This is a genomic window from Pelorhabdus sp. sgz311002 (assembly GCF_056134285.1).
Window position 1 is genome coordinate 140,270 of the sequence record NZ_JBWBCL010000008.1, and the last position, 12,075, is coordinate 152,344.

Annotated in this window: 10 protein-coding genes; all 10 read right to left on the reverse strand. The window is 45.7% G+C overall.

The window, feature by feature from the left end; translation table 11 throughout:
* Positions 1–24 precede the first annotated feature (24 nt).
* The gene (locus tag AC0NJP_RS12945) at positions 25–1,734 is read right to left on the reverse strand and encodes an ABC transporter ATP-binding protein/permease (protein WP_474700062.1); all 1,710 of its coding nucleotides are present in this window, start codon (positions 1,732–1,734) and stop codon (positions 25–27) included.
* A 231-nt stretch (positions 1,735–1,965) separates the two neighbouring features.
* Entirely contained in the window at positions 1,966–2,781 is an 816-nt protein-coding gene (iolB, locus tag AC0NJP_RS12950; RefSeq protein WP_474700063.1) for a 5-deoxy-glucuronate isomerase, read from the reverse strand.
* Between the two features lie 128 nt (positions 2,782–2,909).
* Positions 2,910–4,160 carry an ROK family transcriptional regulator gene (locus AC0NJP_RS12955; protein WP_474700064.1) on the reverse strand — a complete coding sequence of 417 codons (1,251 nt, stop codon included), beginning with the start codon at positions 4,158–4,160 and terminating at the stop codon, positions 2,910–2,912.
* Between the two features lie 157 nt (positions 4,161–4,317).
* Positions 4,318–5,532, reverse strand: coding sequence for an ABC transporter permease (locus tag AC0NJP_RS12960; RefSeq protein WP_474700093.1), 1,215 nt, complete (start codon positions 5,530–5,532; stop codon positions 4,318–4,320).
* Between the two features lie 2 nt (positions 5,533–5,534).
* On the reverse strand, positions 5,535–6,224 hold the full coding sequence (locus AC0NJP_RS12965; protein WP_474039434.1) for an ABC transporter ATP-binding protein: 690 nt from the start codon (positions 6,222–6,224) through the stop codon (positions 5,535–5,537).
* A 5-nt stretch (positions 6,225–6,229) separates the two neighbouring features.
* The gene (locus AC0NJP_RS12970; RefSeq protein ID WP_474700065.1) at positions 6,230–7,330 is read right to left on the reverse strand and encodes an efflux RND transporter periplasmic adaptor subunit; all 1,101 of its coding nucleotides are present in this window, start codon (positions 7,328–7,330) and stop codon (positions 6,230–6,232) included.
* Positions 7,331–7,346: 16 nt separating this feature from the next.
* Positions 7,347–8,627 carry a TolC family protein gene (locus tag AC0NJP_RS12975; protein WP_474039436.1) on the reverse strand — a complete coding sequence of 427 codons (1,281 nt, stop codon included), beginning with the start codon at positions 8,625–8,627 and terminating at the stop codon, positions 7,347–7,349.
* A gap of 118 nt (positions 8,628–8,745) precedes the next feature.
* Positions 8,746–9,975 (reverse strand): sensor histidine kinase, encoded by a 1,230-nt coding sequence (locus tag AC0NJP_RS12980; RefSeq protein ID WP_474700066.1) that lies wholly within the window; start codon positions 9,973–9,975, stop codon positions 8,746–8,748.
* A 3-nt stretch (positions 9,976–9,978) separates the two neighbouring features.
* A complete protein-coding gene (locus tag AC0NJP_RS12985) occupies positions 9,979–10,653 on the reverse strand; it encodes a response regulator transcription factor (protein ID WP_474700067.1) in 675 nt (224 codons plus the stop codon).
* A 169-nt stretch (positions 10,654–10,822) separates the two neighbouring features.
* The gene (locus tag AC0NJP_RS12990; protein WP_474700068.1) at positions 10,823–12,055 is read right to left on the reverse strand and encodes an amidohydrolase family protein; all 1,233 of its coding nucleotides are present in this window, start codon (positions 12,053–12,055) and stop codon (positions 10,823–10,825) included.
* Between the last annotated feature and the right edge of the window lie 20 nt (positions 12,056–12,075).

The window sequence follows — 12,075 nt, forward strand, 5'->3', positions numbered from 1 at the left end:
TGTACCCCTCTCATAATATAAAACCTAAGCAATTTCTGTAAGCTGCCAGGCCCCGTCAGGCTGGATTGTCAATTTTGCTTGATGAAATTGACGGAGCGTACCGCGATGTCCCACACTAACCAAGGCCGTATTTACCAGCTTGCGCCGCAACAATCCATATAGGGCTTGTTCACTCGGCTCATCAAGAGCCGAAGTAGCCTCATCAAGAAACAACCAGTCTGGTTGCTGCAGTAGCGCTCTAGCAAAAGCAATGCGCTGTTGTTCTCCCAGTGATAGCAGATGCGACCAGTTTTCTACTTTATCTAGTTTATCAGAGAAAGCCTCTAATTGGCAAAGTTTCATAACTTCTTGCAATTTTTCTTCCATGCCCTCGCCTTTTCCGGGATAAAAGAAGGCTTCCCGCAGCGTACCTAGGGGCAAATAGGGCTTCTGCGGCAGAAACAATACCTTCGGCTGCTCAGGAAAGGCAATCTGCCCATTGCCAAAGGGCCAAATTCCAGCCAAAGTTCTAAGCAAAGTACTTTTACCGCAACCAGAAGGCCCCATGATTAACAGACTTTCTTTGGTCTTTAGCGTCAAGCCTAAATCTTTCAGTAACTTTTCGCCACTGGGCAAAGTCACATTTAGTTTGGCTACTTGTACATCTGACCGTTTTTCCTCGGAAATAGCTACAATAGATTCTTTTTGTAAATTCTGGACTTCTTCCATATGATCAATAAAACCAGTAAGACGGTTTACTACGGCGCGCCATTCCGCTAATACCGAGTAGCTATCCACAAAAAACGATAAAGCATCTTGCACTCGGCCGAAAGCGGAAGAAATCTGAATCAGTCCGCCTAGCTGAATTTGATTGCTGAAATACCGGGGCGCTGCCACTATAAAGGGAAAAATAATGGCAATTTGACTATAGCCTGAAGTAAACCAAGTTAATTTTTTCTGGCATTTCATGAGTGCTTTAAAATTATCAAAAACGTGCTGAAACCGTTTTTTCAGCACTTGACCTTCCTGAGCCTCGCCGCTGTAAAAAGCGACGCCCTCGCTGTTTTCCCGAATCCGCACAAGACCAAAACGAAAATCCGCTTCATAACGCTGTTGAGCAAAATTCAGTCCAATGAGGGGACGCCCAATTTTTGCCGTCAGCCACGTACCAACTATGGCGTAAACAATGGCGACCCACACCATATAGCCGTAAATCGTCACACCAAAAACTTCGATTGTGCCAGATAACTGCCACAAAATAAAAATAAAAGAGATCAAGGTAACGGAAGCTTTCAGCAGTCCCAGGCCTAATTGAATCGTTAAAGTCACAAAGAGTTTCAGATCTTCACTAATTCGCTGGTCAGGATTGTCCGCTTTAGAGTCGGTAAGTTCGAGGAAATGATAGGTCTTATTATTAAGCCATTTTCCTAGGTATTCTTCCGTAATCCACCGTCGCCACTTGTTTTGCAGCATTTGCCGCAAATACAATTCATAAACAGCTACAAGAATATAACAAGTCGCTAAAATGCCGAACTGGCCAAGTGCCTGAAAAAAAGCGTCCTCTTGTCTGTTTTGCAATGTGTTATAGAATGTATTATTCCACTGATTTAACAAAACAAGTATGTAAACATGAGCCAGCGTAAGCGAAATAATCACAGCAAGCAAACCACGTGCCGACCATTTTTCACGAGAAAACCAGTAAGCGCGCGTCAACTGCCAGATTCTTTTAAAAAAAGTCTTATTTACTGATTTCATAAGTCATTCCTTTCCTGTCCCAATAAGTACTTTTAGCCTAACTGTTAAATAAAGGCTTTGCGGTTTCATTTACTCCTTATACTATGGACACCTACCAAAAACCTTTTTTGAAAATAAAGAAAACAAAAGCCCGCCCTGCCAAAAGGGAGAGACCCTTCTGAGCAAAGCGGACTGTTGGAAAGGATAATGTTATCTCGCCCATAGCATGAGCTATCGGCTAGTAAGCTCCATTTAAGGCAACATCGGCGCAATATTGGAAATCCATTTCAACTTGGGATCGTCATTTGGTACAAGTTTGCGGCCATAATCGCCGCCCATAACCCATAAATAGTAGACACGGAATCCTGGCGCTGAAGCAACAGGGTGATAGCCCTTCGGCAAAGCCACAGCATCGCCATCTTTTATGATATGAGCTTCTCGCAGGGAAAGGTCGTCAGTATACATAACTTGAATGCCAAAACCTTCTTGCGGGGCTACCTTAAATAAATAAATTTCATCCATTTTCGCTTCATAGGGCGGATTATACGTATCATGCTTATGGGAAGGATAACTCGACCACTGGCCAGAACAAGAGAAAGTTTCACCAAGGACAATCCGATGGACTTTTCCCTCCACTTTGTCTGTTAAAATATCATAGACATCGCGCTGCCAGTTTAAAACGCCGCGATGGGCCTTGCCAACCGTTTCGGGACGTACAATAAACGCCGGAAATTTCTTTTCAGCCGGAACAGATGCTACAGCCACTTCCAGTGCACGTCCGCCTGTTTCCTTGACTTCCCAGACACTATCAATTGGCACATACACCGTGGTAGCGGCTTCCGAAAATACATCCTTACGGCTTAAATGTTCGAATACTTGTCCATCAACAGTAATCTGGCAGGTTCCTGACAGCAAAACAAGCGCTACTTCTTCTTTAGCACTGTTGCCGGAATAGGTTTCTCCACCCTGCAAAGTTAAAACAGCCATACCAGTAAATTCGGTCGTTTCACCGGCCTTGAACAGCTCTTTATAACCCGCCTGCGCCGTAAAAGGTTTAAAATACTGCATAACTCATTCTCCCTTTCTCTCGTAAACTTTTCCACTAACATAATTTATTTAATTAATTAAGTTATTTGTATGATTCTTGTTTTCTAAAAAAAATCCTCCCTAAATTTAGAGAGAATTTTCTAAAATATTTATTCTACTTCCTCGCTGACAGAAAAAGCAAACAAGGGAGAATCGGCTGAATGCAATAATTTTCTTAAAGCCAAGGCACAGGCGCCGATGACGCCAGAATCAGCGCCCATAGCAGAAATTTCTACAGGCGTTACTGCGCCGACTTCAGAAAACACATGGGCGCGAACAACTTGATGCAATTCAGCTAAAAAAAGCTCCGCTGCAAAAGCGAGCTTGCCGCCAATAAATACTTTGTCAGGATTATAAAAGTTAATCATGTTAGCTACAGCCATCCCCATATAACGCATTGCTTCTTTCGCTACAGAACTGGCGCAGGTATCCTGATGATTCAAAGCTTGCAAAAACTCACCAACCGATAAAGTCATTTTTTCTTTTTCCTGCAGCTTCAACCAGTCATTTTCCTGCAAATGATGCCAATTATCTCTTACTCGCTGCAATAATGCCGGAGCGGCGCAAAGCGCCTCCAAACAGCCACGATTGCCACAACGACATAATGGGCCGTCCTCTTCCATAACCATGTGACCGATCTGCCCAGCATACCCTTGTGATCCTTGGAAAATATTGTGGTTTAAAATAATCCCAGCGCTAATTCCCTCTCCCATATTAATATAAATCAAATTTTCACAGCCCTTACCGCCGCCAAACCATTTTTCACCTAAAGCAGCCGCCTTAGAGTTTGTTTCCAGAAATACGGGAAGTCCCAGCGACTCTTCTAAAAAGCTTTTAATCGGATAATCTCGCCAAAGGGGACCCAAATTCACGGCCCGACGTACATCACAGCCACTTATGGTGAGCATCCCAGGAAAAGCAATTCCAATGCCAAGAATCTTCTTACTTTGCTGAGCGCAGCTTGCTAGCACTTCTTTCACCGCAGCTGCTAAGGCGGGCAAAGCGATCTGCGGCTCATTCATTGACAAAGGAAAGCTCTTCAAGAGCTCCGGCTTATTCTGAAGATCCGCCAGAGCCAACGTCGTCTCTTTACTAGTAATTTCGATTCCCAAAACATAGGCCGCCTGGGCATGGAAGGCCAATTCGACTGGACGACGTCCCCCTTGCGACAGACCAAGACCGCTCTCTTTGACAAGACCTTGCTCGATTAAGTCGCGAATAATACCAGTAATGGCCGGTGGGGTAAGTCCCGTCATTTCGGCAATCTGCTGGCGTGAAATCGCTTCATTCTTCTTAATTATGTTGAGAATATTCATTCTATTCAACGTCTTCATATACTTGCTATTACCTGGCCGCTTCATATCGATCTCCTTCTACCTTACCTGCTAAAACTCGCAACAGGCTAGTTGTCACAAAATAATTCTTTTTAAAGATTCAACAGGGAGAGACAAAATCCTTTTGTCTCTCCCTGTCTATTCTTACCATATACTTACTATTTCTACCAACAATCCAGTGTATTCATTCATAGCGCAAAGCTTCAATGGGATCAAGCAAAGCGGCCTTACGGGCGGGATAAATTCCAAAAAAGAGGCCAATAAGCACCGAAAAGAAAAAAGCCGCGCCTACTGTAGGAAGCGAAACAACGGTCTGCCAACCAGCAAAAAAGGAAATGCCATAAGCTGCCCCAATACCAAAAGCAATTCCTAACAGGCCGCCAGCTAGACCAATTACCATGGCCTCAATCAAAAATTGCAGCAAAATATGGCGGTAATGAGCACCTAAGGCTTTACGGATTCCAATTTCCCGTGTCCGCTCCGTCACCGAAACCAGCATAATATTCATAATGCCAATTCCGCCTACCAAGAGAGAAATCGCGGCAATATTCCCAAGCAGCAGCGTAATGGTATTGGTCGCCTCACTGGCTGTCGCCATGACCGCTGCCAAATTTTTTACCGTAAAATCATCATTTGCCGTGGCGGCTAAACGATGTCTAGACCTTAGCAGTGAAGTAATCGCTTCCTGCAAATCAGTGATCACATCGCCGTTTTCCGCCTGAACATAAATCGTTTGAACATAGGTAATGCCTAGCAGCCGTTCCTGCGCTGTCGTGAGCGGCACAAGCACCGTATCATCTTGGTCCATGCCAGCACCTGACTGCCCTTTACTTTCTAAGACGCCAATAATTCGAAAAGGGGCTTTATTAATCCGTATCGTCTTGCCTACAGGATCAATACCCGAAAACAGATTGTCAGCTACGGTCTTGCCAATTACAGCAACACGAGCGCGCGCGTCCACATCTTGAGTCGTAAATGAAGTCCCTTCGGCGATCGCCAGACTTCGAATCGAAAATAAATCAGGCGTAGTCCCTTGCACCGACGACAGCCAATTTTGATTGCCATAAATGAGTTGGTACTGGCGACTCACCACTGGCGCTGCCGCCAAAACACCAGGCAGCTCTCTGGCAATAGCCGTTGCATCTTTATCTGACAAGGTAATGCCCGAGCCTGCCGCCTGCTTGGCTCCGCCACTGGTGGCCGTCCCTGGCGTAACGATTAAAAGATTACTGCCAAGTCCGGCAATAGAATTTTCTACCTTCTGTCTGACTCCCATACCAATGGAAACCATGGCAATAACAGCGGCTACGCCAATAATAATGCCAAGCATCGTAAGAATTGAACGTAGCTTATTTGCCACAAGACCAGCAAAAGCAATTCGAATGCTTTCCCAAAACATCATCAGGCCTCCTTTCGTTCATCGCCCATGATTCTGCCATCTCGCACAAAAACGATACGTTTGGCCTGCTCAGCAATATCTATTTCATGCGTAACAAGCAGAATCGTCCGGCCTTGATCGTTGAGTTCCTGCAAAATCGCCATAACTTCATTCCCAGACTTTGTATCAAGGTTTCCCGTCGGTTCGTCAGCCATGATCAAGGTGGGGCGATTTACGAGCGCTCTAGCAATGGCAACACGCTGCCTTTGTCCGCCTGACAATTCGTTGGGCCTGTGGTCTAAGCGACCGCTTAGACCCACCATAGCTAACGCATCTTTGGCTAAAGCCAGTCGCTGCTCCTTGGCAAAGCCGCCATAAACAAGCGGCAAAGCCACATTCTGCAGCGCCGACAACCGTGGTAAAAGATGAAAGCTTTGAAAGACAAAGCCGATTTTCTGATTTCGACAATCGGCTAAGGCATCATCGCTGAGATCAGCCACTTCCTGTCCGTCTAATTCATAAGAACCGTTCGTTGGTCTGTCGAGACAGCCTAAAATATTCATAAGTGTTGACTTGCCTGATCCGGACGGGCCCATAATAGCCGTAAAATCGCCTACCGACACGGCAAAATTCACATCAGCTAACGCTTGAACCTGATTTTCTCCCATAGAATACACTTTGCAAATGTTCGTCAGTTTAATGCATATAGCCATGGTGATCACCTACCAAGTCCGCGCAGCATATTCATACCGCCAGCGCCTTGCGGTCCGCCAGAGCTTGTTGGTCCTGTCTGACTTTTTGCTTGCGGCAGAACCACTTGATCGTTGTCATTTAACCCACTCGTAATTTCGATCTGCGTATCACTAGCAAGACCTGTCGTTACAGCTACGGCTTCGCTTTTGCCACCGCGCAACACCGTTACTGTTGTTTGTCCGTTTACTGTTTTAAGCGCAGAGAGCGGTACAAGCAGCGCCTGCTCATTGACACCAACCGTAATCGTAACCCGAGCGGTCATCGTTGGTCGCAGCAATCCCGACGGATCATCAATATCGACTAACACGCTATAGTAAACAACATTTTGCTGTACTGTCGCCTTTTGCGATACATTGGCTACTACACCAGTAAAAACTTTTCCCGGATAAGCGTCCACTGTAAAAGTTACTTTTTGTCCAGTTTTGACTTTGCCAATATCGGATTCGTCGACTTGGGCCTGAATTTGCATTTTGGACATATCCGCCACAGTCATCAACACCATGGGCGTAGAAATACCAGGAGCTACAGCCTGACCGGCTGGAATCGGTTTACCAATGACCGTACCGCTAATCGGCGCTTTGATTACTGTATCAGCGAGTTGCGACAAGGCATCATTATAAGAGGTCTGGGCCAACTGATAACTAAGACGGTCTGCAGCGAACTGCTGATCTGACATAGCTCCAGCCCTTCTTAATATTTCACTACGTTCATAAGTGGATGCCGCTTCCGCCAGTCTGTCACGGGCTTGCTGCACCTGACTTTGTAAGTGTGAATCATCAAGTGTCAATAAAATCTGCCCTACTGCCACTGCTTCATTCTCGCTAACTTTCACTTCCTTGATTAAACCGGATATCTTCGAACTAATATCCACCATATTGACAGGATTAATCGTCCCAGTAGCAGCTACTTCCGCCGTAATAGAGCCGCGCTCCACCAGTTTTGTGGCGCTACTGCTAATAGGAGTGCGGCTTTTACCGCCTTGAAAGAACAGGTAAAATACTGGCAAAGCAATGAGTAAAAGTAATGCAAGGAAGCGCCATTTATAGCGAAGCAAAAAACCTACCATATGTTACTTCCTCCTTTTACTTGCCGTCTACCGTAAGATTTACGGCCTTTTCTAAGCTGGCTTTCGCCACATTGTAATCATAGCGAGCCTGCGTCTCATTCGTTTTTGCTTGCGTTAAGGCCAGTTGCGCGTCAATTACATCAAGATTTGTGCCAGCACCAGCGGCATACTTCACTTTAGCAATTGATAAGTCTTCTGTAGCTTTGGCTGCGGCTTCACTTGAGGTTGTAATACGCTGCTTCGCTTCATTCATCGTTAAATAAGTTTGACGCACTTCGAGTTCCACAGCATTTCCCTGCTGCTTCGCTTGTTCTTGCGCCTTCAAAGAAGCCGCTTTCGCTTCTGCCGCTTTCGCTTTCGTCGCACCAGCATCAAAGAGATTCCAGCTTGCCGTAACACCAACGGACCAATTCCGGTTGCCTAAATCAAGATCTTTGCCTGACCAGCCTTCTGATCCGGTAAGACTCACTGTTGGCAGACGACCACTATTCGCAATCTGTTCGCCAACTTCAGCTGCTGTCACATTATTTTGCGCCTGCGCTAGTTCCGGACGATTTTGCGCCGCCATAGCAATGCTGTCCTCTAAAGAAAGTGTATATGGTTCAAAAGGCAATTGATCCTGATAAGAATAATCAAAGGACAAATCGCTGCCAATCGCATCATTTAACGCCGCCTTAGCCACATCATAGGCATTTTGAGCCTTCGTGAGATTCTGCTGAGCATTGGCCAATTCCACTTCACTGCGCAATACATCCTGCTTAGCAATCGTACCAGCAGCAAACTGCGCATTCACATTTTGCAGATGGTCTGTTAAGTTGCTTACCGCTTCCTGATTGACAGCAACCATATTTTTGGTCTGTAGTACTGTAAAATATTTTGTGGTTGCCGCTAAGCGCGCATCAGCCAAAGCTTTTTGCACACCAAGCTTGGCACTATCGGCACTCAGTTCTGCCTGCTTTACCTGTCCTTGCAAGCGCCCCCCGCTATAGAGCGCCCAGTTAAGGTGAAGTCCCGTCGATAAAGTGTCGCTGATTCCCTGTACAGCACCGCCGCGCGTTTCGCTGGCGCCTAAAGACAGCTGCGGCCATAAGCCTGATTTAGCGTCTTGGATGCCCCAGTTTGCTTTGTCTTCATCGGCTGCTGCTATTTTTACCGAAGGCTGATTCTTCAGCGCCATAGCCACACTATCATCAAGCGACAAGAGCGGAGCAGCGGCAAAAACCTGACTAGCAGCAAAAGCGAAGAGACTCGTAAGAGCTGCCGTTTTTCCGGTCCGAGATAAAGATCGTACCTTCATTTGTGTCATCCTCTCTGAATTTAAAAGCTAAAATAAAAAATCTGCGTCAGAAAGCAGCGCCTTAGCACTTGCTACTCTGTCACAGATTTCATTGTAGTCAGCCTTTTTTTGATTCTCTTTAGAGCGGCAGCCAAACCGATATAGTCGTTCCCGCCCCTAGAACACTTTCTAAACGCACCTTGCCCTTATGCTGATCAACAATCCACTGCGCAATGGCTAGCCCTAGCCCCGTACCGCCGCTTTGGCGGTTGCGGCCTTTGTCACTGCGAAAAAACCGATCAAACACAAAGGGAATATCTTCCGCCGCAATCCCGCAGCCCGTATCGGTAATCTTAAACATGATCTGCTCCTGCTCTTTGGCGCAGTAAAGCTCGATCAGCCCCCCTGGCGGCGTGTATTTCACGGCATTGTCTAAAAAAATAATCACAAGCTGCCTCAGTCGCTCCTGATCGCCTACAAGAAAAAGATCCTTGGCAATCGACTCTGTTAACACAAGCTTTTTCTGCTCCACGAGCGGTCGAAACTGCTCAATAATCTCCAGCAAGAGGTCACTAAAGGAAAAAAAGGTCTTTTCTAGTTCTAAGCGGTTCGCATCAGAACGAGCCAAAGTAAGGAGCGTACCAATTAAATTCCCCATGCGAATGGCCTCACTTAAAATCACACGAAGACGCTTCAATTCTGCTTGAATCGTTCGTTCTGGATGGCGCAATAATAGCTCCGTGCTGCTTTGAATAATGGCAATAGGCGTACGCAGTTCATGAGAAGCATCGGCCACAAAACGTTGCTGCTTATCCCAAGAGGCCTGAATCGGCACAAGGGATCGTTTCGCCAAAAAATAACTGGCCACAGCACTTGTCAATCCGCCAAAGAATAGGCTGATCATAATAATGCGGAATAAATGGAGCAATACTGCCGCCTCCGAGTCAATCAGCGCTACTGTCACTAGATCAGCCATATCGGCCGAAGGCTGCGCAATACTCTGCCGCCATAAACGATACACATGGTTGCCAATTCGATGAGTTTGGGGCTGATTGTTGAGCTGCTCAATCTGTTCGGTAATTTTATCCCGTTCCGCCACAGGCAAGGGCGCTTCACTAAAGAGTACACCTGCCGAGTTATGCCAAAAGACAAAAATTCTTGGATCTAAAAAACCAAGTTCATCCCGTTTTCCCGCCTGTCTGTCGCGCCCCAAGACAAAAACATGGGCTTTTCGCGCCAAGGCATCATCGGTATCACGGTAGGTCTCATCAGCCACATAGCGATACAAAATGTAGCTAAAGCAAAGAAAGAACAGCAAAAACACCGAAAAATTCCAGATCGTAAGCCTTAGGAGCGTCTTTTTAAACATCGCTTACGCCTTCAGCATAAAGCCAACGCCGCGAATGGTATGAATAAGACCATCGCACCCAAAGGGAGCTAGCTTTTTTCGTAAATAATGAATATATAAATCAACGATTCCTTGTGTCGCTTCTGATTCAAAGCCCCAGATCCGGTCGAAAATCTGCTCACGCACCAAAATTTGCTCTTTATTTAAAATCAAGAATTCCAAAAGCTCATATTCCTTGCCAGTAAGCCCTATGGGGCGACTGTCCATAAAAGCTTCTTTTCGTTTGATATCTAATGAAAGACTGCCGTAGACAAGGCTGCTCTCCTTGACGCCAGCTTGGCGCCTTAGCAGAACTTTGATCCTCGCCAACAGTTCGGCAAAGGCAAAGGGCTTGACGAGATAATCATCAGCGCCGCTCTCTAGGCCGCAAACCTTATCTTGAATACTGTCGCGGGCTGTTAAAAAGAGAATTGGCGTAACGATTGCTTCTTCGCGCAGCTGTTTTAAAATAGCCAAACCACTCATGCCTGGCAGCATCACATCAAGAATCAGCAGATCATAAATATTCTGCCTGGCCAGAAACAGCCCCTCATCGCCCTGCAGCGCCCGATCCACTAGATAGCCTTCTTCCTGCAAAAGCGTACTGACTGTATCTCCTAAGTTTTGGTCATCTTCTACTAGCAGAATCCGCAACAACATTCATCTCCACTACAACGCGATTTGCTTTCCCTAAACTTAGTATAGGCAAAATAAAGAAGATTCATCAATGAAACTTTACGTAGCAATGCAAAAGGCTGTCAGGCTAAGTAAAAAATTTCGATAGCGAAATTTCCCCTAGCCTGACAGCCTGTTCAGTACATCTCATTCTTTAGTCGAGTCGATAAAGCCGCAAGGCGTTTTCACGCAAAATCTTTTTGGCAATAGAAATCGCCGTCGCCTCATCAATAATATCATCGTCAATCATCGAGCTTAAAGCAAAATAAACAGCATCGCGACCTGTTCTGGCGCAGGTATACACATAACGTTCGCCCCAAAGCACATCAGAGCCATAGAGAATTTTATCCCAAAGAAGCGGTTTTTCGAGCCAACTCCGCAGCATTTTAGCAATGATTTTCGGATGATTGGCAAACATAATGCGGCCGGAAATATCGATACACACTTGATTTGGCGTGAGACCGCCTAGCGCAAGAACTTCGGCGTTTTGGAACCGCGGATAACCGCCGTGTAAAATGACGATCTTAGCTTGTTTTAATTCTTCATCAGCAAGCATATTCGCAAGATTCAAGGGATCAAAATAATTCACATAGTTATCGGTAATCGCGTAATGAAACTGCACGGCCATATCGTGACGAACGATCCAGCGCATAATATGCCAGACTAGCAGATCCTGCAATCGGACATAAGCCGCTTCATCGCCTTGTTTCGCCGCTTCATAGAGATTTTCGCCCTCAGCTTCAGCGACTTTATCAAAATTCGTATCACGAGCATAGGCAATGACAAATTTGAACGCGGGAATATTTTTTTGCTGATAATACGCAGCAAGCACCGTATCGACAAAGGCCAAATACCCAGAGAACCCCGTTTCTTCATAGCCATTTTCCTGTTTCAGTCGGGCTAATTCATATTCAAAGTAACCGAGAAAATAGTCGCTTAAGACTCGTTTTTTCAAAAAACTATTATCAAAAGGGAATACTAAGGGATCAACGGACGGTACAAAGCGAATCCGTCGATTGTTTTTTAAAGCATCAGGTAAAGCAATGTTTGCCATGAGAATATCCACACCCGACTTATCGAGCAATTCGTCAATCCACTTATCGATTGTTTGGCGTTTTTCTTCATAACGCGCTTTAAGCTGCTCGATTTGTGCCGGATCAGCCATAGCTTCACGAGTAAAACCATAAAATTCTTCATAGGCTTTGGCATGGAGTTCACGCAAATAAGGAAATCCAGCACTGCTTTCTGCCGGCGATTTATAACCATCCACAGCAAATGGAATTCGCTGTTTTTCCGGCAGGTTCGAAAAATACATGGCAAAACCGGGGTGTCCGTGATCATCAATGAGAGCAATCGATTCAATAGTCTCTTTTAAGCGGTCATACATGGCAATCCCCTCCCAAACAA

What these genes read in the sequence shown, in the direction of transcription:
- AC0NJP_RS12945 (WP_474700062.1), bottom strand. Translation starts at nt 1,734, where the DNA reads ATGAAATCAGTAAATAAGACTTTTTTTAAAAGAATCTGGCAGTTGACG.
- iolB (WP_474700063.1), bottom strand. Translation starts at nt 2,781, where the DNA reads ATGCAGTATTTTAAACCTTTTACGGCGCAGGCGGGTTATAAAGAGCTG.
- AC0NJP_RS12955 (WP_474700064.1), bottom strand. Translation starts at nt 4,160, where the DNA reads ATGAAGCGGCCAGGTAATAGCAAGTATATGAAGACGTTGAATAGAATG.
- AC0NJP_RS12960 (WP_474700093.1), bottom strand. Translation starts at nt 5,532, where the DNA reads ATGTTTTGGGAAAGCATTCGAATTGCTTTTGCTGGTCTTGTGGCAAAT.
- AC0NJP_RS12965 (WP_474039434.1), bottom strand. Translation starts at nt 6,224, where the DNA reads ATGGCTATATGCATTAAACTGACGAACATTTGCAAAGTGTATTCTATG.
- AC0NJP_RS12970 (WP_474700065.1), bottom strand. Translation starts at nt 7,330, where the DNA reads ATGGTAGGTTTTTTGCTTCGCTATAAATGGCGCTTCCTTGCATTACTT.
- AC0NJP_RS12975 (WP_474039436.1), bottom strand. Translation starts at nt 8,627, where the DNA reads ATGAAGGTACGATCTTTATCTCGGACCGGAAAAACGGCAGCTCTTACG.
- AC0NJP_RS12980 (WP_474700066.1), bottom strand. Translation starts at nt 9,975, where the DNA reads ATGTTTAAAAAGACGCTCCTAAGGCTTACGATCTGGAATTTTTCGGTG.
- AC0NJP_RS12985 (WP_474700067.1), bottom strand. Translation starts at nt 10,653, where the DNA reads ATGTTGTTGCGGATTCTGCTAGTAGAAGATGACCAAAACTTAGGAGAT.
- AC0NJP_RS12990 (WP_474700068.1), bottom strand. Translation starts at nt 12,055, where the DNA reads ATGTATGACCGCTTAAAAGAGACTATTGAATCGATTGCTCTCATTGAT.